Annotated in this window: 21 protein-coding genes and 1 pseudogene; 7 read left to right on the top strand and 15 right to left on the bottom strand. The window is 66.9% G+C overall.

The window, feature by feature from the left end; all coding sequences use genetic code 11:
- The first annotated feature begins 281 nt into the window (after positions 1-281).
- On the top strand, positions 282-815 hold the full coding sequence (locus tag LMU33_RS36340) for a hypothetical protein (RefSeq protein WP_228625516.1): 534 nt from the start codon (positions 282-284) through the stop codon (positions 813-815).
- Between the two features lie 153 nt (positions 816-968).
- On the opposite strand, the gene LMU33_RS36335 is transcribed toward LMU33_RS36340, so the two are convergent.
- Complete coding sequence (locus LMU33_RS36335; protein ID WP_228625514.1) at positions 969-2,051, bottom strand: hypothetical protein; 1,083 nt, start codon at positions 2,049-2,051, stop codon at positions 969-971.
- Positions 2,052-2,494: 443 nt separating this feature from the next.
- On the opposite strand from LMU33_RS36335, the gene LMU33_RS36330 reads away from it, so the two are divergent.
- Both LMU33_RS36330 and LMU33_RS36325 read left to right on the top strand, forming a co-directional pair.
- On the top strand, positions 2,495-4,186 hold the full coding sequence (locus tag LMU33_RS36330) for an IS1182 family transposase (RefSeq protein WP_228625665.1): 1,692 nt from the start codon (positions 2,495-2,497) through the stop codon (positions 4,184-4,186).
- 123 nt (positions 4,187-4,309) lie between these two features.
- Positions 4,310-4,588 (top strand): hypothetical protein, encoded by a 279-nt coding sequence (locus LMU33_RS36325; protein WP_228625512.1) that lies wholly within the window; start codon positions 4,310-4,312, stop codon positions 4,586-4,588.
- A gap of 9 nt (positions 4,589-4,597) precedes the next feature.
- Here the strand turns inward: LMU33_RS36325 and LMU33_RS36320 are convergent, their stop codons facing one another.
- A complete protein-coding gene (locus tag LMU33_RS36320) occupies positions 4,598-6,193 on the bottom strand; it encodes an ISL3 family transposase (protein ID WP_443728982.1) in 1,596 nt (531 codons plus the stop codon).
- 307 nt (positions 6,194-6,500) lie between these two features.
- Here LMU33_RS36320 and LMU33_RS36315 point away from each other — a divergent pair, with 307 nt between their 5' ends.
- Positions 6,501-6,947: a hypothetical protein gene (locus tag LMU33_RS36315; protein WP_228625510.1), complete on the top strand. Its 447-nt coding sequence runs from the start codon at positions 6,501-6,503 to the stop codon at positions 6,945-6,947.
- Positions 6,948-7,284: 337 nt separating this feature from the next.
- On the opposite strand, the pseudogene LMU33_RS36310 reads toward LMU33_RS36315, so the two are convergent.
- The 6 genes and pseudogenes from LMU33_RS36310 to LMU33_RS36285 all read right to left on the bottom strand — a co-directional run.
- A pseudogene (locus LMU33_RS36310) lies at positions 7,285-7,452 on the bottom strand (IS5/IS1182 family transposase); the annotation flags it as partial.
- Positions 7,453-7,513: 61 nt separating this feature from the next.
- Positions 7,514-7,831, bottom strand: coding sequence for a hypothetical protein (locus tag LMU33_RS36305; RefSeq protein ID WP_228625508.1), 318 nt, complete (start codon positions 7,829-7,831; stop codon positions 7,514-7,516).
- Positions 7,828-8,268, bottom strand: a complete 441-nt coding sequence (locus tag LMU33_RS36300; RefSeq protein ID WP_228625506.1) for a hypothetical protein — start codon at positions 8,266-8,268, stop codon at positions 7,828-7,830. Before LMU33_RS36300 ends, LMU33_RS36305 begins: the two co-directional genes overlap by 4 nt.
- Positions 8,255-9,088, bottom strand: coding sequence for a hypothetical protein (locus tag LMU33_RS36295; protein WP_228625504.1), 834 nt, complete (start codon positions 9,086-9,088; stop codon positions 8,255-8,257). Before LMU33_RS36295 ends, LMU33_RS36300 begins: the two co-directional genes overlap by 14 nt.
- 361 nt (positions 9,089-9,449) lie before the next feature.
- Positions 9,450-9,950: an NUDIX domain-containing protein gene (locus LMU33_RS36290; RefSeq protein WP_228625501.1), complete on the bottom strand. Its 501-nt coding sequence runs from the start codon at positions 9,948-9,950 to the stop codon at positions 9,450-9,452.
- Positions 9,947-11,755: an ABC transporter ATP-binding protein gene (locus LMU33_RS36285; RefSeq protein ID WP_228625500.1), complete on the bottom strand. Its 1,809-nt coding sequence runs from the start codon at positions 11,753-11,755 to the stop codon at positions 9,947-9,949. The genes LMU33_RS36290 and LMU33_RS36285 overlap by 4 nt, the downstream gene beginning before the upstream one ends.
- A 254-nt stretch (positions 11,756-12,009) precedes the next feature.
- Between LMU33_RS36285 and LMU33_RS36280 the strand changes: the two genes are divergently transcribed.
- On the top strand, positions 12,010-12,249 hold the full coding sequence (locus LMU33_RS36280; protein ID WP_228625498.1) for a hypothetical protein: 240 nt from the start codon (positions 12,010-12,012) through the stop codon (positions 12,247-12,249).
- A 427-nt stretch (positions 12,250-12,676) separates the two neighbouring features.
- On the opposite strand, the gene LMU33_RS36275 is transcribed toward LMU33_RS36280, so the two are convergent.
- The 6 genes from LMU33_RS36275 to LMU33_RS36250 form a co-directional block, all read right to left on the bottom strand.
- Entirely contained in the window at positions 12,677-14,770 is a 2,094-nt protein-coding gene (locus LMU33_RS36275; RefSeq protein WP_228625496.1) for an NACHT domain-containing protein, read from the bottom strand.
- A 316-nt stretch (positions 14,771-15,086) separates the two neighbouring features.
- Positions 15,087-15,575, bottom strand: coding sequence for a hypothetical protein (locus LMU33_RS36270; protein ID WP_372478125.1), 489 nt, complete (start codon positions 15,573-15,575; stop codon positions 15,087-15,089).
- Positions 15,572-15,868: a hypothetical protein gene (locus LMU33_RS36265; protein WP_228625494.1), complete on the bottom strand. Its 297-nt coding sequence runs from the start codon at positions 15,866-15,868 to the stop codon at positions 15,572-15,574. Before LMU33_RS36265 ends, LMU33_RS36270 begins: the two co-directional genes overlap by 4 nt.
- Positions 15,869-15,991: 123 nt before the next feature.
- Positions 15,992-16,297 (bottom strand): hypothetical protein, encoded by a 306-nt coding sequence (locus LMU33_RS36260; protein ID WP_228625491.1) that lies wholly within the window; start codon positions 16,295-16,297, stop codon positions 15,992-15,994.
- 168 nt (positions 16,298-16,465) lie between these two features.
- Positions 16,466-16,969: a hypothetical protein gene (locus LMU33_RS36255; protein WP_228625489.1), complete on the bottom strand. Its 504-nt coding sequence runs from the start codon at positions 16,967-16,969 to the stop codon at positions 16,466-16,468.
- A 141-nt stretch (positions 16,970-17,110) separates the two neighbouring features.
- Positions 17,111-18,250 (bottom strand): NUDIX hydrolase, encoded by a 1,140-nt coding sequence (locus LMU33_RS36250; protein ID WP_308280833.1) that lies wholly within the window; start codon positions 18,248-18,250, stop codon positions 17,111-17,113.
- Positions 18,251-19,069: 819 nt separating this feature from the next.
- Here LMU33_RS36250 and LMU33_RS36245 point away from each other — a divergent pair.
- Complete coding sequence (locus LMU33_RS36245; RefSeq protein ID WP_228625487.1) at positions 19,070-20,041, top strand: hypothetical protein; 972 nt, start codon at positions 19,070-19,072, stop codon at positions 20,039-20,041.
- Positions 20,042-20,428: 387 nt separating this feature from the next.
- On the opposite strand, the gene LMU33_RS36240 is transcribed toward LMU33_RS36245, so the two are convergent.
- A complete protein-coding gene (locus LMU33_RS36240; RefSeq protein WP_228625485.1) occupies positions 20,429-21,322 on the bottom strand; it encodes a hypothetical protein in 894 nt (297 codons plus the stop codon).
- A 1,448-nt stretch (positions 21,323-22,770) separates the two neighbouring features.
- On the opposite strand from LMU33_RS36240, the gene LMU33_RS36230 reads away from it, so the two are divergent.
- A partial coding sequence (locus LMU33_RS36230; RefSeq protein ID WP_228625483.1) for a hypothetical protein occupies positions 22,771-23,073 on the top strand: 303 nt, incomplete at its 3' end.

The following is a 23,073-nucleotide window of genomic DNA, read 5'->3' as shown; positions in this document are numbered from 1 at the left end:
CCTGTGGTGCTGCGACACCTCGTCGGATCCCGGAGGTAGGACGAAAACTCTCCGTGCACGGGACCGGGACGTGGCAGCCTGCAGAAGGCCGTCCCGCCGGGGCGCGGCGGTCCGGATGTGCCGCCGGCCCCTTTTGATGACCTCCTTCATTCCCTGCACGCCCGGGGATAGCCCCGAAGACAGGGCAGATCGCGGCGACGGCCAGGTGATACTCGTCCGGCGGGGATGCCCCTCGGTTCGTGGTACGGGGCGTTGTCAGTCCTCGTTCGTAGCATCACGGCATGTCTGATGCCTTCACCGTCTTGTGGACCCATGACACGTGCCGTGCTCTGCGCAAGGCAGGGCGTACAGGCGAGCGGCCGCCAGTCGCCTTCAGCGGCATCCATTCGTCGCTGCCTGCCTGGTCGGGTGCCCGTCCTGGGGATGAGGTGTACGCGTTGCACGTCAGCCGGTGCACTGTCTTTGTGGTGAGTCGGATGCGGGTGATCGACTTGGAGCGCCGGGAGTGTTGCGGAGCTGCACCCACTACATGGCAGGATCCAGCCTTTCCGGGGCACGATGACTGGTCGATGCTCGGTGCCGGCGGCTGCGGCGCCGCAGCGGTGCACGTGGACGCGACACCCGTACGTTTCGACGTGTCGATACCCGGGGACGTGCTGGCGGGGCTTACCTGGCGCAACCGCCGGGCCCAGACGCGTGGACTGAAGTACCTGGTAGACGGCCGCCTCGAGCGCTCCGTCAGCCTTCAGGGGTTCTACCGTCTCACCCAGGAGTCGGCCGACGACCTCGCGAAGGCGGTCGGCACTGGCCCTTGACGGGCAACGCGGGAGTACGCCGGAGCGGACGGCTAATCTGCCATCAGGATGAGGCCTTTCGCAGGTGCAGGTGATGGCATGGCCGACGCGTTCAAGCAGGTCGACGGCCAGTACTGCTACAAGCGTCTTGTCCGCCTCACGGAGGGCGCGGTCTTAGCTCCGGGGACGTCCCATGACGATGGTGGCAGTGCTCAGGGCTGCGGATCCGATCACCGCGAGGACGATGCGTAGGGGCAGCGAGGAGGCCGGCCCGAGGATTGCTGGTGTGGCAACCAGGATCGCTCCGAGTGCGCTGATGGCAAGGCGAGAGATCAAGCGTATGCGAGAGTGCTTGATGATCACCGGGAAGCGAACGGCTGCCACTGGTGTCGTGTTGGCTTGTTCGGGTCCCAGTCGGATGGTGACGTGGGTGAGGGCGTCGAATGAGGCGGCGTCGGGTTGGAGCCAGAACTCGGTGGAGTCGTAGCGAAGTGCCACGTCGTGTGCGGCGTCTGAGGAGACTCGTAGGAAGCGGCCGTCGGTGTCGCAGGTGAGGCTGATCTTCGGTATCTCGGTGTAGCGCTGGGCGTAGAAGCTGACGGGAAGTCGTGCGGGCTGTAAGTCGCCGAGGCTGAGGCGGCCTTCTGGTTCGAAGGTGAAGGCGGCGGCGCTGGCCAGGTGAACTGGCTGGTCGACCCGCATGAAGTAGGCGTTTTCGAAGGTGGGGTGGAGAGCGAGGCGTCTAGCGACGCTGATCCACAGTTGGGCCTGGTCTCCGTTGGTGCGGATGGGAAAGGCGGGGAACTTGAGGACTGCGGGGTAGTAGGTGCCACCGTTGGCTTCGACGATCTTGTCGATGGCTTTGCGGCTCTCGGTGTTGATCTCCGCGCGGGACAGAGAGTAGTCGTCCAGGTCGACGTGGTCCGTGACGCGCAGCTTGAAGAGGAAGACTTCAGCAACGCATTCAGCGGCCACGATGTCTGCGACTCTGATCGGAAGGAGGAATGGGTCGGGAGGCGGGACAGCGTTGGGGGGCGGAACAGCGTCGGCGATGAAACCGATCAGGGCCCGTTGGCCGATGATGGTCCCGTTGGCAACTTTCTGCTGCAGTGGCGGTGCCACGTACTGGGCCTCGTAGCGGAACTGGATCGTGGCGCCTCGCGGCAGCGCCAGCGCCGTGAGGATGTCCTCGGCGTAGCGCCGCCGCACATTTGACGACAACAGCAGGACCTGCGGGCGCTCCTCTTGGCTGTTCACCCCCCCCGTCTGCCGCTGCCGCAAGGTCTCCCTCATCTGCGTCCAGACCTGGCGTGACGTCGTCGAACTCCCTCCATCGGTTGTCGGGGGGACGGGCACCTTCCCGGCAAGGCTCAAGTACGCGGACGTCGTTTCCGCCTTGGACAAGTCTGGTCGTTCCTGGGAGCCCTATCCACCGTTGACCTTCGGCGATCAGTGCTCGCTCGTGGCGATCCGGTCAGGAGCGAACTTCACCTTCGAGATCCCCGAGGGTCAGGAACCCGTGCTGAACGTCATGGGCCTGTCCGGCGACGGACACGACTGTTCCGCACGGACTGCAGGTCAAGATCACTGACGCGGAGCGACTCTGCTGCGCAATTGCGTGCGGGGTGACGGTGGGCGCGGGATGATCGTCCGTGCGGTCGTTGTCCTGTCGTGCGGCCGTGGGGGTGGTGCGGTTGTCGATGCGGCCGGAGGGGCTGCCGGAGGTTCCGGCGCAGACCGCGGCGGTGGCCCGGGCGGCGTTCCCGCGGGGGAGCCTGGCGATGCGGGTGCGTGATCGGCTCGCGGAGGTCTTTGCCGACGAGCCGTTCGCCGACGCGTTCGGGGTGCGCGGTGCCCCGGGACTGTCACCGGGGGTGTTGTCGCTGGTCACGGTGTTGCAGTTCGCCGAGGACCTGACCGACCGGCAGGCAGCGGCGATGGCGGTACGGGCGATCGACTGGAAGTACGCGCTCGGGGCCGAGTTGACGGACACGGGCTTCGACGCGAGCGTGCTGAGCCGGTTCCGGACCCGGCTGGCCGAGCACGGCATGGAACGGGTGGTCTTCGACCGGCTCCTGGAACACTGCAAGGACGAGGGCCTGGTGGCTGCCGGAGGCAAGCAGCGCACCGATGCCACCCATGTGATCAGCGCGGTGCGGGACTTGAACCGTCTGGAGCTCGCCGGGGAGAGCGTGCGGGCAGCTCTAGAGGCCCTCGCGGTCGCGGCACCGGCCTGGCTGGCCGGACAGGTCGATGTGGCCGAGTTCGCCCACCGTTACGGGCCGAGGGTGGACGGCTGGCGCATGCCGTCCTCGCAGACGAAACGCGACCGGCTCGCGCAGGTCTTCGGCCAGGATGCCCTGGCCCTGTGCCGGGCCGCGTGGGCTGCCGGCACCCCGGTGTGGATCCGCGAGATCGAGGCGGTGGATCTGCTGCGGCAGTTCCTCGTGCAGACCTACTACCTGCACACCGACACCCGGGGACGGGAGGTGATCAGGAAGCGGGACGCCGACGACGAGGGCGTCCCGCCCGGCCAACTCCGCCTGGCCTCGCCCTACGACCCCGATGCCCGCTGGGCGGCCAAGGGCGAAGACCTGTTCTGGATGGGCTACAAGGTCCACCTCACCGAGACCTGCGACACTCCCGCCGAAGCCGGGGTCCCGGCGGCACCGAACCTGATCACGGACGTGTTCACCACCGACGCCACCGTGCCCGATGTGAAGGCGACCGCACCTGTCCAACAGCGCCTGGCCGAGCGCGGGGTGAGACCCGGCGAGCACTACCTCGACTCCGGCTACCCCTCCGCCGATCTCATCACCGCCGCGCTGAAGCAAGGCACCCGTATGGTCACCCCCGTCCTGCTGGACCACTCCGCCCAGGCCAAGGCTGCAACCGGCTTCGACAAGAATGCCTTCGCCATCGACTGGAAGGCCCGCCAGGTCCGCTGTCCCGCCGGGAAGAGCAGCGCACACTGGAACCCGGTGAAGCAGCATGGCGCGGAAGCGATCGTGATCACCTTCAGTGTCCGCACCTGCCGCCCCTGTCCCTTTCAAGAACAGTGCACCAGTTCCGCGCTGCGCCGGCGCATGCTCACCCTGCGGCCCAGGGAACCGCACGAATCCCTCGTCCGGGCCCGCGCCGAGCAGAAGACCGAGACCTGGAAGGCCAAGTACGCCCTGCGCGCGGGAGTGGAGGGCACCATCAACCAAGCCCTCGACATCACCGGCATACGCCGGGCCCGCTACCGCGGCCTGCCGAAAGTCCGCCTCCAGCACGCCTTCTCCGCCACCGCACTGAACGTGATCCGACTCGACATGCACTGGACCGGACACAACCAGCACCACACCCGCAGCAGCCGCCTTGAACACCTCGCCTACCGACTCACGGCCTGACCCCGGTGGTTTTGTACGTGAGCTGCGGCTCTGGTCCACTTTCTGTGGAGGCTCACGGACAGTGATGTCAGTGGTGTGTGGTGGGATGGCCGGACTCTGCCGTTGATCCGCTGGGAGACCATCGTGACGCCTTCGTACCCGTCCCTGACTCGTGCCTTGGCCGAGGCCTTGATCGATGTCCTGTGGTTCATCGACGGCAGCGAAGACGAGCAGATGGATCAGGACGACGCGGTCAAGGTGATGGAGGGCGTCGCCCATGTGGTCAGTACGTTGCCTAATGATCAGCGACAGGAACTGATTGAGCTGGTTGGGGAGATGGCAGCCGCCGAGACCGACCCGGCTCGTCGCGAGTTCCTGGAAGAGTTCCCGGAAGACTTCGGGCTGATCGACGATGAGACCTGAGCAGCCTTTTCAGGAGTAGAGCAGGACGCGCTTTCGGAGGAGTTCAAAGCCGGCGCGGCCGAACATCTGGCGCTTCAGCATCTTGATCCGGTTGACATGGCCTTCGACGACTCCGGAGTTCCATGGCTGGGAGAGTCCGGCGATGACGGCGTCGAGGTCGCGCTCCAGATGCCGGGCGAATCGCTGGAGGCTGGGCAGGTCGGCGGTGGTCGCGGCTTCGATCCATGCTGGCAGTTCGTGGCCTTGCAGCTGGGTGAGCATGTGGGCGAAGGAACGGACGTGCCCGGCGAGTGCGTCCAGTTCGCGGCAGTTCGCCAGAACGTTCTTGAGCTGGATCCTGTCGCTCTCGGCCAGGGCCTCGGGGTGGGTGAGGATCCAGCGGGTGACGGCGCGGGCGGATGGCGGCCTGGGGCCGACTGGCTGGGGTTTGCCGCGTAAGTTCCGGCTGACGTAGGCGCGAACGTTGCCGTAACCGTCCGGGTAGCCCTGTGCCTTGATCTCCTCCCATAGCTTCCAGGCGTTGGTGCAGCCTTCTTGCCACCGCTCGTCGAGGTAGGGCTTGAAGGTGTCGAGTTTGGTGGGGCGGCTCTGCCACTGGCCGGTGAACAGCTGCTCAGGCTCGGTGGCACGGGAGAAGCGTAGGACGGTGTTAAGGCCCATGCCGAGTTGCCGGGCGATGGACCGTTTGCTGTGGCCAGCGGCCAGGAGCGCGTGGAGGGTGGCGTGTTTGGCGCGGGTCCGCTCAGCGAATCGGTGCCCTGTCGGCCACGGCGATGACGCGGGTGACTCCGGCGCCGGCTGAGGTTCCTCCAGCGGCGCCGGTGCTGGTCTCAGGCACGCGCGGTGCCGGTAGACGCACTTCTCGGCCGCTTCGCCGAGGTTGTGCCAGAGGTGCCATCTATCGGCGACCTGGAGAGCTTGCGGGGCGCCACGGGCGGCGCCGTCGGCGTAGAAGATGGCGCGGTCCCGGCAGATGATCTCAATGCCGGGGCGCTCGGACAGCCAGGCCGCGAGGGTGTCCGCCTCGCGGTCCGGCAGGAGATCCACCGGCCGACGTGTCTCGACGTCGACGAGCACTGTTCCGTAGATCCGGCCCTTGCGCTGGGCGTATTCGTCCACACCGACCACGCGGGGCGTGACGGTGGGCGGATCCGGCAGCGAGGTGATCAGCCTCAGCAGCGTATTACGGCTGACTTGCACCCCGAAGGCGTCCGACACCCGGGCGCCGGCCCGTCCCGCGAGCGCGAGACCGACAGAGACCAGCGTCGATCGCAGTCGCTCCGTCCGCCGACCGAACCGACGGGTGAGTCCAGGAACCTGCTCGACAAAAGTCCTGCGCGGGCAGCTCTCCTCCGCACAGACGAACCGGCGTACTCGTAACGACACCACGACCAGCTTCCCAGCGGTCGGGAGATCACGAGGAAACCGCAGGTAGGAACCGTGTACCCGCCCCGACCAACACCCGCAACCCGGACAGGCCGCCCCACTGGCCATGGTCTGGGCCTCCACCCGCACGACAGCGTCAGCCACCTCGACCGACTCCACCGACACGTCCTCCACCAACCAGAACAGCAGCTCACCCAGCTGCGGCCGTACTCCGTTCACGGGGCAGAACTGTCAGCCTCGCTCCACCTGGGCAGGACGATTTTCGGGCGACCTCGGCACCCATCTAACGATGAGTAACAGTCACGCTACGTACACGACCACAAGAAGTGGACCAGAGCCTGAGCTGCGACGTCGTTTCGATGCGTAAATGGGAGTCGCGTATTTGTGCGAAAGGTCGGTGTTCACGAGAACGGGAGTCAGTCAACCGGCCCTGGTGGCGGCTTTACCCGTCGTGGATTGAACGACTCATCGCGGCATGATCGGCTAGGTCTGAAATGACGCATGCAAGCACTGCCGGAGGCCCACCGTGCCGTACTACCTGCTCACCGTGACGGCCTCGCGTCGTACCAATTTCGGGCTGCAGGTCGAACCCACAGTGCGGATCAGGGAGCTGGCCTCACGGGTGAAGGACACCGACGTGCCCATGCCCGGCGAGCGCGTCCTGCTCCTTCGTCCCGACACGGGCACGTGGTGGATCGCCCCGCTGGCCTCCTTCGGCCTTGAGGCATGGCAGAAGGACGGCATCTCCTACACCCGCAGCGACCCCGACGACCCGGAGTTCACGCTGGCACTTGGTGGCAAAGGAAACCCAGAGGAGGTGCTTCCGGTGGGCACCGAGATCTGGATGGCTGACAAAGCTCCGACCAGCGCTCAGCGCACCCAAGGCTGGCGCCACATCATCGTCGGCATCGCCTCCGGCGACTGGTACCAGGCAGACCCAGATGCGGTCGACACCACCATCACCGACCACTGACCCCTTGACCGGGGCAGGGAGCCCGAGGCGTGCCGCACGGCCGGCGCGCTGTCCTCCTACGGAAGGAAGGAGCCGCTTATCGACACCGCGGCCCCGACGAGTTGCCGGCGGACAGCTATGAGTGACTCCCGAATTCGTCAACATTGATCACGCGGCGGCGTAGCGAGATGCCTCCCGAAGTCGTCGATAAATGACTCCCGTTCTCGCGTACATAGCCACCCCGGAATTGCGCAGCAGAGTCGGAGCGCCGTCAAAACTCGTGAACATTCATCGCCCCAGAGATCGCCAACCGCTGCTCAAACTGGTCGACACGCTGTCACTGAAGGTGAACGAAGCCAGCCACCAGCAGCACCCGCTCGGCCAGCGGAAGACACCACGACCGGCCACCACCGAAACCGTTGCCGCCCCGCTCCCGCACCGCCCGCAGCAGCTTCTCGAACCGCCCCATCCGCAACCCTATGAACGTCTCCACCCACACCGGCTCAGCCCGCAACACCCCACCCATACAGGCAAATTGCCCACCACCAAGTCTTCTGCAACACCCTTTAGTTGATTGCGACCAAGGCTCAGCCGAGCAGCAAATTGTAGAGGACTGCCGCACCCAAGGCACTGATCCCCGAACCGACCAACAAGCTCGCCCCACCGCGGGCCAGGTTGCTTTCCTCAAAAGCACCCAGCACGCTGAAGCAGAGTACGAGCCCGCGGCCCATTTCCAGCAGCCCAAGGACGACCAGAACGAGCCCTGCGGCGATGATCTCCCAGTGGTTCTGAAACGCGTCCTGGAATCTGCTGGGGTGTCGAGTAGCAAGCAAATATCCGACAGGCGTGAGGACGCAGGCGACGAACGCAGCAACACCAGACAACTTGATCAATCGCTGAATCATCGGAACGCCCCGCCTTCGATGGGGAACTGGGAAAGACGTTGCCTGGCCGTGCGGATCCGCTCCCTGTTCCACTCCTCGCGGCGCGCGACATGGACAAACAGTTCACGCAGTCGATTGACTTCGCTCAGCATGACACGTTCCTCCATAGCCACCTTCCGACGCAGCGGAAGGACAACCACGGCCTGGGCTACAAGAATGGCTGCAAGACCGAATGCGGCAATGAACAGTGAGACCACGACCCACGGACCTTCCTTTCCGCCGGGCCGATCGATACTCAGCAGCGCCGCGGCAATTGCCACGAGCGCTACGGCGCCACTTCCTACTTGAGCACGTCGCGCCACCCCTACATGAGCCCGCACCCTGCGAATGACACTCAGCCGGGATTCAGATTCGGCGAGGACCCGGTCGAAGGCGTCACCGTCATCAATGATCGTCATGCCCCGCTTCCCCCACACCGGCAGCAAGGAAGCTCCGGAGGGTGCTTCCGAAGTGGCTTCGAAGGGTGCCCAGTTGCTCGTCATCGAGTTGGAAGAGCTGCGTCTGCAATTGAGGCAGAAACTGATGCCTAATGAGCCGTGAACTCATGGGAAGCACGGCGAGATCGATAGACGTCTCGTCCACCAGGTCGCGCAGAGGGATATGAAACTCCGACTCGTGGCCAGGCGTACCCGGGATGTAGTGATCGCGGGCCTCGTCGATGCGGTCCCAGTACAGATCGCACTTCGTGACGGCGATGAGCATCCAGCGTAGGCGGTTGGCTGCGCGCTGATCGATGATCCGCTCACACAGGTCCTGGAAGTCCTCGACCTCCTTGCGGAGGTGCCAGTCGCGTACCGACTCCTGGTCGAAGTCCGGGTTTTCGGCGCGCAACGCCTCTTCGATGGCCCGTTGCTCGGGACGCCGCCAGGTTCTGTTGTGACCCCAACACACGACGTGGATGATGCCGTGCGGCGATGCTGTCCCACCCATGGTGGCGGCCAGAGCGCGTTCCCGCTCCTCGGATGCCTGGCCCGGGATCACCACCACCGAGGCCTGGGCTCGACGGGAGCCGGAGCGGAAGACTGCACGATGCTTCTCACTGTCCGGGCTGCGAATGCTGTCCCTGTCCCCAGTCCTGATCGTCTGAGCCAGGGCGTCGTACAGTACGGTCTTCCCAGCGCCCGCCTCACCAGTGATGGCCACCGGGTTCATGGCGAGGCCGATCCGCCCCTTCCCGAACGCCGATCCATTGGCGGGCGCCAGGTGTGCGCCGTCCACGGCTTGGCGAACACTCTCCCACCGGGAGCGAATGTTGTCCCAATCGCCCGACATTGGTGATCCATCCCCCCGTGATCAGCCACACGCGCGGCGAGATACTACCCGGTCGCCACCAAACCGAACGTGGTTTGGCATGAATGCTCAGGACGCTGCGGCTGGATCACGAAACGACGGGCCCGCTTCCCTGGGCTCACCCGAGGAAGGTACGCATGAGATCGGCTGCACCCCCGCTCTGGCCCTACTGCCTCTACGGTGTTGACCACACCACCGGCGCGATCGCATGCCGTGGCCACCGAATAGCCCTCCGTGGTGAACCGCACCATGTCAGCGGATCATTGGATTCCTGCGGCCCCGTTTTCGGTCATTCGTGCCCTGGTCGTCTCTCGATGTAGGCGGGGCGGCCGGTGCTGCGTGCCTCGTGAAGTACGCGCAGGCGGCGGTAGGCGAAGGGCGGGAGGTGGCGCTCCCACTCGGTCAACGGCCTGGTGGCCCATTCGGTGTGTTCGCTGGGGTTGAGGGTGATGCTGTCGAGTTGGGTAGGGGTGAGGGTGCCGCCGTCGAAGAAGAGGGCGAGGCGGGGGATGCTCCATTGTGCGTCAGGGAGGGAGAACTGAGTGACGAGGAGTGGCTGTTCGCCGTCGATGATGAGGGCGGTTTCCTCTTCTGTCTCACGCCGCGCCGCCTCCAGCGGGGTCTCTCCTTCTTCCACGACACCTCCGGGGACCTGCCATACGTCTCGCCGGTTGATCGACCGCAGGAGCACCGGATGGCCGTTTTCGTCCGTGACGTAGAGGGCGCCGGCGACGATGCCTCTGGGTACGGTGGCCATGAACTCGGCCGGAGGGAGCCAGTTCGAGGTCATGCCGGCTGCTCCTTCTCCACGTCGACGCGCTGGGTGGGGATGGCGCGGTCGTTCTGCAGGAGCCAGAGTTCGCGGAACAAGCCCGGTGTGGTGGTGAGTTCTTCGAAGGTTCCGGTCTGGATGATCCTGCCGTGGTCAAGGACAACGATCTTGTCGGCGATGGCCACGTTGGCGAGCCGGTGTGTCACGAGTACGACGGCGCGGTCTTCGGCGACTTCGCGGAGGCCGGTGAAGATCCGGTGTTCGGCGCGGGCGTCGAGGGCACTGGTCGGTTCGTCCATGACCAGAAGTCCGGCTTGGCGGTGGAAGGCTCGGGCGATGGCGATGCGCTGCCACTGCCCGCCGGAGAGTTCGACGCCGCCGAACCACTCACGCGCGACCAGAGTGTCCAGGCCGCTGCGGAGGTCGTCGACCACTTCGTGGGCTCCGGAGCGTTCGGCGGCCTGGTGGACAGTCTGGTCGCCGCCGTGGGGCTGTCCAAGTGTGATGTTCTCACGGGCTGTGAGGGGCCAGTGAGCGAAGTCCTGGGGGACGACGGCGGTCTGCTGCCACAAGGCGTGGGGTTCGAAATCGCTGGTGTCGTGGCCGTCCCAGGTGACGCGCCCGCGGGTGGGCAGGTACAGGCCGGACAGAAGCTTGGACAGGGTGGTCTTGCCAGATCCGTTCTCGCCGACCAGGGCGAGGACTTCGCCGCGGCGGACCTCCAGGGTGACGCCGTCCAGTGCGGGCTTGTCCGCACCCGGGTAGACGTAGGTGAGGTTCTCCGTCTTGACGACGTTCGGGGAGTCAGGAGACCGGGTTCCCCGGTTCATGCGGTGGCCGCCGGCTTCCTCGATGAAGTCGACCCAGTCGTCGAAGTACAGGCCGGTGCGGAAGAGCTGGGTGCCGTAGCCAACGAGACCGCGCAGGGATGAGCCGACGGTGCGCAGGGCGAACACTGCGGTTCCGGCGGAGGCCACGGACATGTGACCGGTCGCCAGGAGCGCCGCGAGCGCGCTCCAAACCAGGAGGGATCCAACGCCTCCCGCGAGAGCACCGAGGAGTTGGTAGCGGCCTCCCCGGTTGATGGCACGGTCGGTGATGGCATCCACGCGGGCGCCGATCTTCCGGTACAGGCCGAGGAGGAAGGGCGCCATGGTGCCGGCACGGACCTGGTCGGCTGTTTCCTTGTCCACGATGTACCAGCGCAGCAGGGCGAGGATGCGCCGTTCGGACGACATGGCGCGGCTGGCTTCGTAGGTGACCTGGGCGCTTTTCATGCTGGCGAGCCCTTGCGGAAGGACGGCCAGGACGAGTAACGGGAGCAGGACGGGGTGGAGGGCGGTCAGGACGCCGGCGGCGGCGATGATGGAGGCGAGGCAGGCCATGAGCTGCTGGGACTGGGTGATCAGGTCCTGGGCGAGTTCGGCGCCCCGGTCGGCGTTGTCCCACCTGTCGTTGAAGCCCGGCTGGTCGTAGGCGGTCAGCTCGGCCGCGACGGCCGCGTTCAGCATCTCCAGCTCGGCTTCGCGGGAGATGCGCGGGGAGAGCCGCCAGGACAGGTTCGTGATGGCGATGGCGAGGAGGGCCCGGGCCCCGGCCGCGACGGCGAGAGCGGCGATGGCCGGGGCGGCGCTGGTGAGCCGGTCCTGAATGTGCCCGGAGGCGACCAGCGCGGTGATGGTGCTGGTCGTGGCGACCAAGCCGAACGCTTCCAGGCCGGCGGAGAGTCCCTGGCAGGCGAGGAGGGAGACGACGGCGCGCCGGTCGATCTTCCAGGCGAGAGCCAGAGCGCGGCGCATGAGGTACGGAAGGCGCCGGGCCATTCCCCAGGTGGTGACAGGGTGGCGGCGCAGGATGGTGAGGCGGGGGGACTCGAACCGGAGTTCCTCGGCCGGTTTGTCAGAGGCGGGTTTGTCAGAATCACTACCTAACGTGCTCAAGTCAGTCCTTCCGTAGGGCAGTTAGGCATGCCAGGGTGCGCCATCCCGGATGGTCCCGGGAATGGCGCGAGGACAAGATCCACTCGAACTTGTGAACCGAGCGGCGCGGCGACTTGCGCAGCATCGAGGAGGAGCCCGTGACACCGCCCATACCCGAGAACGTGTCGCCCCGCCGGTGGCGCTGGATCCGGCTGACCACCTGGCACAAAGAGGTCCGGTTCCTCTACTGGCCCCCGCCACGTCCGACCGGCTACCGCAACCTCCGGATGTTCGACCGGGACGGATACGACATCGGCCGGCTGGTGTGGGTGGTGTGCGACGGGTGCCGCGTCGGCAGAATCAACAAGATCTCGATCGACCCCGACTGTCACCGCTAGGGCCTCGGCCGGCGGCTGATCCGCCGGGCGCTCGCCGACGGTCCCGGCTACACATGGCAGACCACGCACCAGTCCCCCCAGGCCAAGCTCTTCTTCCCTGCTTTGGAAAAGGAGTTGGGTGCGGCTCTTCTGCAGTGAGCTGGTGATGCCCTACGCCGTTGCCCTTCGTGGTCGGACGACGGATCGTCGTGTCCCAGGACGCGGTCTTGGAGGCGGCGATGGTGTCCTGGTTGGAGGAGCTCGATCGGCGGGAGGCTGCTGCGCGGGAGGAGATCGCCGAACCTGCGCGACCGGTTCGTGAAGGTGACCGAGCGGCTTGCTGAGCCGTGAAAAGGTGCTGTCCCGGTTGGAGATCACCCGGGAAACGATGACCGACTTCACCCGAGCCGCTTAATCGCCGCTGGAGGGCGGACGTTTGGCGGTGCCTTCAAGGCAGCTGCTGCTGAGCAAGGTGGCGTTGTAGGTCGATGTGCCGGAACTGGTACATGGGTCCAGCCTGTCGTAGCACACCACGGTATTTGTGCGCGTCCTGGAGGAAGCCGATCAGTTTCCAGGGAAGTTTGCGGCGCAGCGCCAGGTGAGTTCTGACGATCACGAAATGCGGCCATGCTGTCTGCGTCAGTCCGATCCCCAGCCCGCAGGCGAGCCCGAGTGTGCCCAGTGTCGTGGTCACGGCGACCAGACCGTATTGGAGACCCCCGATCGTGACGGCCAGGGCGCCTGCCAGGACGCCTGCGAGGCCACCGGCGAGTGTGGTGGCGATGAAGGCACGGCGATCTGAGGAGAGCAGAGTGACGGGCCCGGTGACGGTGGTGAGGTCGGGTACCTCGGCTTTGAGGCTGAAGGCGATGCCGGTCAGCAAGGCGAGGGTGAGCCCGGTCCCGAGCCCGTTGCTGAGCCCGTCTGAGAGGCCGTTCTTGCTTCCGTTCTCGTACCCGATGACGAAGCCGCCAGCCAGCCCGGAGAGGAAGCCGGCCGTGGTCCTGCGGGGTGACCAGCGAAGCCGTGTGCCTGGGGCGGGGTTCACGAGGAACGCTGCCAGCAGCCCGATCACGAGTCCGCCTGCGATTCCGATCACGAGCCCGGGCACGAGGCCGCCGTCGAGCCCGACCTCCACTCCCAGCGTGCAGCCGGACGCGATGCCGAACATGAGGGTGCTTGTCAGGCGGCGGAGGTGTGGCGAAACGGCGTGGGGGAGTTTCCACCAGGCCAGGTCTGGGCTGCCTGCTTGCTGGTTCTGCAGGAACCGGGCGAGGAAGACCAGGCTGCGGTGGGCTTGCTCGGCTGTCCAGCGGGGCGGGTGGGGACTGCCAGGGGTGTAGGCGGCCGGGAGGAAGGCGTTGAACAGGTGGGTGTCCACAGCAGTCCTGTCCGGGAAGGCGATGGTGTCGCACAGTTCGTCCGGGTGGGGAATTGCGCGGTTGGGGGAGCTGTGGGGACGGGGGTTGTAGATGGTGCGAGCCAGGAACAGCCCGAGAGGGGTGCTCAGCGCCTGTCCCACCGGGGATGCGGTGCCCAGGTGCGCGGTCACGGCGTCCCAGCGACGTGCAGCGGTGGTGTGCGGGCCGCCGGCGTCCCGACGCAGGTAGGCAGTTGCTGTGTCGGGGGCGAGCGGACGGAGCTGGATGACAGCGGCGCCGTTGAGGCGGACCGGTGCGTCTGGGTGCCTGAGGACGGCGCGGTAGGGGGCAGCACGGCTGGCCAGGACCAGGGGGCGTTGGGCGGGCAGTGCGCCATTGAGGGCACTGAGCGCAGTGGCGTGCAGAGCAGGAGGAAGTTCATCGAGGCCATCGAGCAGGGGCAGGATACGGCCGGCGTGTAGCAGTGCCTCGGCCAGATCGGCGCGCCGGTTCGCGGCGTCGGTTGCAGGGATGGCCGAGTGCGGGGCGGGGGCGCGCAGCCCGGGGTAAGTGCTGCGTAGTTGCTCGGCCATCCACGGCTTCAGCGGCTGATCAGGATTCCAGGAGGCCAGCGAAAACAGCACGGGCACCGGGGCATCCTCCGTGCGGCGTGCGATGAGATCCTGCAGGAGCCGGATCAGCAGCACGCTCTTACCTGCGCCAGGCTCTCCCAGAAGGACCAGACGCCGGGTGGGAACCCGTTCGGCGAACACCTCGCCGATGTCCGCTCCCTGCCCGGACAGCCCAGCGGCGCGCCGCGGCCAGAGGGCGGGGTCACCGGGCGGCCCGCCGGGCAAGGCGCAGGCCAGGTCCGTCAACAACTGCCAGGGCTCTGCCAGGTCGTCATCGGCGGCGCGCCAGGCAACCGGCAGGGGGTAAGGGTCGTTGACCCGCCGGACGGCCGCCTCGTCGTCCCACTGGTTCTTGACTGCCTCGGCCAGCTGCCCGGCGATCGCGCCGAGTTCTACGGCCGTAGCTTCGGCACGGTCGGCGCGGAACGCCGCCCAGGCGATGTACGCCGACGCAAGGCTCAGCAACACCGATGCAGCGGTCGCGGCAGTACCGAGATGAAAACGCTGGGCCAATGCCAGCGCTCCGGCCGCCCCCAGTACGACCAACACAAGGTATCGCACACCTGTTCGTTGCAACTCTCGACGTAGTCCCCCGCGCCTCACGGCTGGTTATCGTGTCGCATCCGGCCGCGGTTGTGTATGGGATGAGCGCAGTTCAGTGCAAGTCCAGAAGTCATCCCTCAACTTCCTTCCACAGGTGACAGCTTGTGACGCTGATTGGTCACTTGCGCGACGATCGGGGTGGCGACTGTGGACGGCGCAGTGAACGACAGCCAGGGCCTCACCGGTTCGCGCCCGCGAGAGCGGGAACCGGTGGGACCGCGGTGATGGCTGGGCAAGCGCGCCACAGGGAGACTATTGATCTTTAACTCAGCTGGTCGGGTAGCGGATGGAGTCGTTCGTGCTCTTGCCGCGCGTGGAAGATCCAGTAGTCGGGGAAGTCGCCGTTGCTGATGACCGTGCGGAGGGTGAGGACGGCCTCGGCGCCGGGGACGGTCCACCTGCTGCCGGTGATGTCGAGTCTGTCGGCGACCAGATGGCGGGCTGCTCCTTCGACGGCGCCGCTGGCGATCGGCCAGCCGGCGACCAGGGCCTGGTCGTAGTGGACGAAGTCGGCGTTGTTGTCCAGGTATCGGCAGGCTTTGTCCGCGGCGGCGCGCCGGTCGTCGCTGAGGTGGTCACGGTCGGCTTCGGCGCGGATGTCCCGGGCGGCGCCGGGGGCGTCGCCGGCCAGGATCCGGGCGGCCCTGATGCCGACCCAGTCCTCCGCCGCGGGATCGGTGGCGGTGTGGAAACACCGCGAAGCCGCCCACAGCGCCGTGCCGGGACCCAAGGTGCCGTTCGGCGCCGTCAACCGTGCGCAGTCGGCGTCGCCTTCATGAAGACCGGGTTGGCCAGGGGGGCCATCGTGCCGAACAGCAGCGCGTCCCCCATCGCCCTGCCCGGGGCTACGACGACCGACGCCATGGGCGCAGCCGGAACGGCAGCGGACTGTGCTGCCTCGGCCTCGGCGCGGGCCTTAGCCGCCGCCTGCCGGGCACGGACCTGCCCCCACTCGGCCTCGCGGGCCCATGCCCTGGCGGTCACGTCCTGATGCAGCCGCTGCTCGGTGACCGCCCGGCGCTCGGCCTCCGCGGCGTGCGGCATCCCAGCGTCAACGGCGGTCGCGACCGCGCGGCGCTTCGCTGCGCACGGCGGCTCTCCTGCCGGTCCTCGCACCGAGGGCAGTCCCGGCCGGTGTCGAAAAGCACCCGGTCATGCACCGCACTGCTAGCGCTGCGGCAGGCCCCGGGCCAGCAACCAGCCCACGGGGTCGGTGATCGGGCCGCCGGTGCGCAGCTGCTCGGACAGGCGCCGGGCCAGCCGGTCAGCGAGGACCTGCGGCGCGTCCGCGCGGCCAGCGAAGCTCTCCACAGCCTTCAGCGCACTGCGGGCGGCGGCCTCCACGATCCGGTGAGCACCCGACCGCTCCAGCCGCGCCCACACCAGGTCGACCGGGGCCAGGACGGCCCCCAGTTTCTCCGGTGGCAGGAGCGCCCTCCCTCGCTGCTGCCTGCCCTGACCGGTACCGTTCACGACCCGCGCCGGGGCGCCGGCCATCGGCCCGCGGCCGGACTACTCGCTGACCGACGGGGACTTCTCCCGCTGTTCCCCGCACAGCGGGCCGTCCTCGCGCACACGCGCGCGGTCTGGCCGACCGGGCGCGGCCGGACAAGCTCGCGCATCGCCCGGCTCTGCCGGTCTCTAATTGCGTGTCCGCTTCTCGATCTCCCGTTGTACGTGGACGATCGCGGTCCGCGCGGCTTCGAGCCTGATGCCCTGCTCACGGGCGAGAGCGAGGTGGTCGTCGAGCAGGCTCCCGTCCGCGGCGAGCTTGTCTGCGTGGTTCCGCGGCAGCACATTCGCCCGGTACCCCTCCAGCTCCGCTACGACCACACCGAACGGCAGATCCGGGGAGCGATGTTCGGCGATCCTGAGCCGGCTGACCACGTCGACCAGCTCGCGCAACTCGGACGTGACGCCCTCGACGGCCGTCATGAGCGACAGCCGGTTCAGCACGAGGAGCGCATCGCTCGCCGTGTCGTAGTCGGGCTGGTGCCACTGGACGGTCTGGTCGCGGCGGCGGTGGTTGACGACGAGCCAGGTGCTGACGACCAGAGCGACGAGGGCGATCACCGCCCCCCAGGTCCAGGAGGAGGAGAAATCGCCGGCGCCGGAAGAAGAACTGGAAGAAGAAAGCGGCAGCATGGTGTTGTCCTTCCTGAGGATGGATGCTCACCAGATCGCCTCTTCCACAGGGTCTGGTGAGCCTTGGTGTTCTCCACACCGGTGCAACGGTGTGTTCCGGCCGCGGCCTCGGGCTCTCGCACAGTCCGGGGCCGCGGTGTTCTAGGGGGTGCGGCGGCCGCGCAGATACGGGGGGTAGAGCAGGTCCGCCGTGCCCCGGCGGAACAGGACAGGCGGTTTCCCGGGCCCTGACCTGCGCACCTTGCCGGTCTTGAGCACGAAACCCTGTGTCTCGACCACGACCTTGCGGTAGAAGTTCCCCGCGTTGAGCTCGCAGCCCCACACGGCCTCGTAGACCTTGCGCAGGTCAGTGATGGTGAAGAAGTCGTCGCAGAAGGCGGTCGCGACGGTGGTGTGTTCCAGCCGGGTCCGGAGGTGTTCGAGCCCGCGCCGGAGAATCTCACCATGGTCGAAGGCGAGGCTGCTGTTGGGGCCCCACAGCGATTCCTCGACCTCGACCCAGTCAGCCTCGCGGGCGTCGCTCGCGCCGGTCACCTCCGGCGGATCCGGCATGACCGCCAGAAAGGCGGTCGAGATGATCCGGCCCCGGGGGTCACGCTCCGGATGCGAGTACGTGTGCAGTTGTTCCAACCGGATCCCGGAGCCGTTCAGGCCGGTTTCCTCCCGGAGTTCCCGCTTCGCCGTGTCCTCCAGGGACTCTCCCGGCCGGACGAATCCGCCGGGCAGGGCAAGCATCCCGCGATACGGGTTCTTGCCGCGCCTCACGAGCAGGACCCGCAGCTGCTCCGAGCGGATCGTGAAGATCACGATGTCGGCCGTCGGCTGAGCCGCGACCCGCGGCCGCCTGACCGGAGCGGGTCCCGGATCGCTCCCGGCGATGATCTCCACCAAGCGGCGCGCGTCGACGACGGTTCCCTCCGGGACGGCGATCGGCAGATCCTTCGGCGGCTCCGCGTAGTAGACGGCCATGCCGCGTTCATGGACGCACCCCAGCTCGTACGCGGTGGTGCGGCCGATGTATCCGCCGGGATTCACGACGTACACCAGGTCCGAGGCGAAGATCTTCTCCAGGGTCGCCGCCTGGAGGTCGTGGTCCGAGGACTCCGGAGGGTCGGACGCGAAGCGCACGAACTCGTGCCCGTCGTTGACGATCTCGGAGATCGGCGGACTCTTGACTGTCAGTCCGGCATCCGCGAAGGTCCGGGCGGCCGCCCGGACTTCGGGGTAGTGCTGCCGGAAGCTCCCGATGAGAGCGACGGAGCCCTTGGTGGAGATACGCATAACGAGACTGTGCCAGCCGAACGCCGCCGATCCGAACTCCCAATAGAACCTCCCTGACAAGAACCCGGCCGTTGTCCGAGGTGAGAGCCGGTTTCACGACAATGCCTCAGAATGAAAAGAACCAGGGGCGGTTGCTGGCCACGCCTGTCGCGACACCAGGGCCCCTTCGATCGGGATGCACCATCCGAACGGCCAACAACCGAGCCACCTCGGCCACCCGCCAAGGTACGGGCGAGGTCCGACGGTATGACTTACGGCCCGCGCGGATGACACAGTGCTGAACGCCCCGCAGCCGGCCGCACAGAGCCGCTACGGAGATCACGACCGCTGTTGTGATCTTCGAGAGGAAGCCGCTTTGCGTCTCACCCACCCGTTGCGGACGGTGCCGGCCGTCCTGCCCGCGCTTGCCGCCCCGGCCTCCAGGCCGCGATCTGGAACTGGCGGTACTGCACGGGCACGGGCTTGCGGCCGGTGCAGGGCGCGGCGGTCGCCGGACATCGCGTAGCGGCGGGTTGCAAGGCCGTGCTCGAGGGGCTCGCCGATCTCCTCGCACAACAAGGCGAGGGCACCATGGGCCGCCTCGGTGTCGGACAGGTAGGCCAGCGCGACTTTGAGCATCAGCTCGCCGATCGCGTGGGCGCTGGCGAAGAGGTTGTACGGGACGGGTAGAGGACGACATCAGTCGCCCGCGTGCTGTGGCGCCTGAGTCTTGAGCGCAGTCATATGGCATAGGACAAAGGGCCAGAAACTATCGCGTCACGCGCAGTCTTCCTGGGCAGATACGAGCGGTCGCATTGCCCGGAGTAACCAGGGGGTCACGTGGGGTGGAAAGACGCGTTCGGTGACGCGATGAAGGAACTGACGGCGATACAGCAACAACTCCAACGTCTCGACGACCCGACAGCCGGGCTGACCGCGCTGTACGGCGAGATCGCCCAGAGCCGCCTGAAGATCCTGGAAAAGATCGAGGGGGGCGTCACCGGACTGCGCGAGGAGAACCGGGAGGTACGCCGACGCCAGGACCGGATGATCAGCGACCTGAACGAGACGCGGGGCGAGCTTCGGGAACTGCTGGACCTGGTCGACGCCCTTCGCCCCCTCGCACTGGCAGAGAAGGCGGGCGATGACGCGCAGATGCGTCGCGAGGAGACTGCGCCGCCGGCGGCGGAGCCTGGGGCGGAGACCGACGATGGCTCCACCGACCCCGCCACAGCGCATCCGGCCGTCTCATCCGACACCGACACCCAGGGGGGAACCGTGGAGAACACTCAGCGCCAGCCGCAGCGCGAGGCGGGGAGCCAGGAGCAGGACCTCGCTCTCAAGAACGCCATCGAGGCCGCTTACCGAGGCCCGGGCACTTCCCACGCCCAGCCCCCCGGGGTCACACCACAGGCATCCGCCAGTGCCGAGAACCCACAAGTCGGCCACGGTGTCCTCCTGCTGAAGGCCGCAGGCGTAGCCTCCACGGAACTGATCGCGCACCGCGACACCTGGGAGTGGCTCGCCGCCCTGGCCGTCGACCACAGCCACTTCCGCACCCCGCCTGCCGTGGAGGACTTCAAGGATGGCCGGGTCCGGACCGTCCTGTCCGGACGCTCCCTCATCGCCCTGCTGATCGAGCTGTGGAACACCCGCTCAACCGCCACCCCGCTGGAGGGCGACTGGGCAATGGCCGTGACCTCCTACAACCGCATCGCGTCCGAACTCACTGGCGTCACTGGACAGGGCGAGACGATCCGCATCGTCCTGGACGACGGCCTCCCCCACGTCCCCCACGACGCCGACGCCTGATCAAAACTTCCTTCCGGCGGAGCATCGCAGGACACGTCCGTACGCGCCACGACGGAGACTGCAGCACAGCGGCCACGTCCCGGTCAGATGCGCAGCGCGTTCGGCTCGAGCCCATCGGAGGACGGTGCTTCCCCCGAGCACACCTCGGCACCCCCGACCACTAGGCTGCAGCCGGTGGTGTGAGGGCTGGCCACCGCCGGTCCTGCCCCCACACCACCGATCCTTTGTGCGAGCGTCTGAGCGCCGGTCGCACGCCCCCACGATCAAAGATTCGTGGCAAGCCAGGCGAAATCCGCACAACCGCCCAGGGGCTTCCCCCTGATCGCAACCGGGTCTACCAGTCGGCCTCCTGCGCGCGCTCGACACGCGAGCGACCATCTTGAGCTGTCAGCTACGTCGCAGGCCCTGGAATGCCTGGCATAGGTCCTGGATCGCGGCGGCTAGCCTCGGATGGTCGGACAGGTCCAGGTATCGGGGGTCGGCAGCGTGGGCGAGGAGTCCCAGCATCCGGTGGGCGATGTGCGCCTCGTATTGCCGTATATGCCAGTCCTCCAATGGGCCGTCGCTCTCGTCACGCGGAACGTGGTCCCAGGGCCTGGCACGGAAGTGGTCGTGTTCGGCGATACATGTTCTGAGCGCTCCAGGCCAGGTCATTTGGAGTGACTTGCTGCCGTGTGAGACCGGTGCGGACATGATCCGGGCCTCCCGGGAGCGGTCAGCCCTTTGCTGAAGGTCGCCGATCCCTGTGAGCGCGTCGGCCATCGCCCGAATCCGATTGACATGCACAAGTGCCCACTCGCGTTCGGCGCGGCGCCCTCGGTCTTCGCGCGCTGCTTCGACCCGCTCGTTCTGCGTACGCGGAGGGGTGCCGCCCTGCAGGTGGGGCGCTCGGCTCAGTTGGAGACGACGACGTTCGGCCGACTGGCGGTTGCGCATCCCCAGAGCGCCGGCGATGCGCGCCCAGGTGGTCTTCTTGTTCCGGGCGAGGTTGATGAGGTCAAGCTCGTCGCGGTCGAGCTTCTCGCGCAAGGCACGGTTGACCATGAGTGCGGCCAGCACGTCGGTCTCCGTCACGTCCGGACCGCTGAGGTCATGGGCCCGCTGGGTGATCTGGTCGTATCGGCGGGCGATTTCGAACAAGGACTTCCTGCCATTCAGGCCTGAGCGTTGGGCGCGGCGCATGCCATGGGAGGGGTGGTCGAGCAGGTGGGTCCAGGCACGCTCGCTGTCGAACTCCGCTTCCGGCCCATAGTCGCTCCGCCTGTCATGTGTCGTCCTCATGACGACTCCTTTTGTCGTCCGGGAGACGACACATTCACGGGACGACGACGTCCGGATCGGTAGTCTTCCGGGCCTGTGCGCGTTTGGCAGGCCGGATCGGGTTGCGGCGACAACTCCGCTGCTTGATCGCCGGATCAGGGGTGCCGTTTTCGGAATCGACGCAGGGCCTCGCCTGTGATGACGGTGGTAATGGCGACCGCGACAGCAGCTATGTACTGGGAAGCTGCATCGTAGAAGACGGAGCTCAGCATGGTGGTACCGGCATACGTCACACGTACGCCTTACTCCTTAACAGTGTTCCCGGTTGGTGAAGCACGGCACACCGCGCGCGCACTCGAGAAAGCGCGCAGCGAGGCCGTGCAGGACGAACGGAAGTCTGCCGGGAGGCTTCCCGTGGCATGTGCCGATTTGGAACAGGTTCGAGAACCGCCACCCTTCGCCACTAGGGCAAAAGACGTCAACCTATAGGTTTCGATTCACTGGAATGTCGTCTTCTGGATGCCATCCAAACCGGCACGGCCGCATGTAGCGCACATTTCACGCCGCCTTGCTCGCCCAGGCGGACGCTGAGGGAGACCTGGGCTGGGTCGTTGCGGTCGACTCCACGATCGTCCGCGCCCAGCAGCACGCCGCCAGGGCCCGTCAAAAGGCCGACTCAATGGCGGGCGCCGAGCATTCCACCGGGGAGGTTGTGGGGTGGGCCGCCATCGCCACCCCGGCGCGTGACTCTCATGGCGCAACACAAGCAGCGGGGATCCACGGTCAGCGGGCGGCAGTCCACCTCGTCCCATCTGCTGGATCGCCGTCACGCGGCGTGCTCCCGCAGCTCGGGAGTAGACCGTAAGCGCGTCGGTGAGAGGTCGAGAAGCCGCTGTCGCATCCCTGGTTCGTGGTTGCCGGACCCGTGTGCATTCGACATGCAGGCTGTACAGGTATACGTAACTCTGGGAGGCATTGCTCCAAGACACGCGTCTTGCCGGAGCTCCAGGGAGGATCGTTCACCATGCGAGACATAGCCGCCCTCTTCATCGCCTCGCTCCTCGGCGCCCCTGCAGCCCCGGCCGGTCCCGCTTCCGCCACCCCATCCCACACGAGCCCTCAGGCAGTTGACGACCACGGCGCCACCCCATGCCGGGTCGTGTCCCGCCGAGTGGTGTAGCCGCGATCACGGTGAAAATGCAGGTCGCGCACACAACCAGTCGGCCCGGCATCGCGGTCACCTGACTCACCATTAGCTAGTGCGGTGGTCGCGATGACCGGGGTGAAGGCCCACAGGTCGGCCTTGGTGGACGTCCAAGTCCTCGGTGTTTTGCTCCCAAGGGCGATCCCGCCGCGGGGCGCCGGGCGGCTGGATCACTCGGGGGATTGGCTCAACCCCATACCAGTACACGGCCGGCGCTTGCCGCCTTCCGCAATGGCAAGCACCTGACTCGAAGAAGAGGGTAAGCATGTCAGACTCCGACTTCAGCGTCCTTACACAACACAACGACAACGCGCGCACCGGGGCCTACCTACACGAAAGGGTTCTGACAGCGGCGACTGTCGGCGGGCACCACTTTGGACGGCTGTGCGAGCGGAACATCAACGGAGACCTGCTCGCACAGATCCTGTACGTCCGGAACGTACCGAATACGCCGCTTGGAACAAAGAACCTGTTCTTCGCGGCAACCTCAACGAACGAGGTCTACGCCTTCGACGCCGACGACCACAGCGACGGTTGGTTTCAGATTCATCCTGAGACGGTGTTCGAT

Source organism: Streptomyces barringtoniae (assembly GCF_020819595.1).
Taxonomy (GTDB): domain Bacteria; phylum Actinomycetota; class Actinomycetes; order Streptomycetales; family Streptomycetaceae; genus Streptomyces; species Streptomyces barringtoniae.
Note: the sequence above shows the minus strand (reverse complement) of the source record. Positions and strands in the feature narration are given on the sequence as shown.

Bases quoted from the DNA above. Each gene is read 5' to 3' on its own strand.
- LMU33_RS36340 (WP_228625516.1), top strand. From the start codon at position 282: ATGTCTGATGCCTTCACCGTCTTGTGGACCCATGACACGTGCCGTGCT.
- LMU33_RS36330 (WP_228625665.1), top strand. From the start codon at position 2,495: ATGCGGCCGGAGGGGCTGCCGGAGGTTCCGGCGCAGACCGCGGCGGTG.
- LMU33_RS36305 (WP_228625508.1), bottom strand. From the start codon at position 7,831: ATGATTCAGCGATTGATCAAGTTGTCTGGTGTTGCTGCGTTCGTCGCC.
- LMU33_RS36300 (WP_228625506.1), bottom strand. From the start codon at position 8,268: ATGACGATCATTGATGACGGTGACGCCTTCGACCGGGTCCTCGCCGAA.
- LMU33_RS36290 (WP_228625501.1), bottom strand. From the start codon at position 9,950: ATGACCTCGAACTGGCTCCCTCCGGCCGAGTTCATGGCCACCGTACCC.
- LMU33_RS36285 (WP_228625500.1), bottom strand. From the start codon at position 11,755: ATGGCCCGGCGCCTTCCGTACCTCATGCGCCGCGCTCTGGCTCTCGCC.
- LMU33_RS36265 (WP_228625494.1), bottom strand. From the start codon at position 15,868: ATGCCGCACGCCGCGGAGGCCGAGCGCCGGGCGGTCACCGAGCAGCGG.
- LMU33_RS36255 (WP_228625489.1), bottom strand. From the start codon at position 16,969: ATGCTGCCGCTTTCTTCTTCCAGTTCTTCTTCCGGCGCCGGCGATTTC.
- LMU33_RS36250 (WP_308280833.1), bottom strand. From the start codon at position 18,250: ATGCGTATCTCCACCAAGGGCTCCGTCGCTCTCATCGGGAGCTTCCGG.
- LMU33_RS36240 (WP_228625485.1), bottom strand. From the start codon at position 21,322: ATGAGGACGACACATGACAGGCGGAGCGACTATGGGCCGGAAGCGGAG.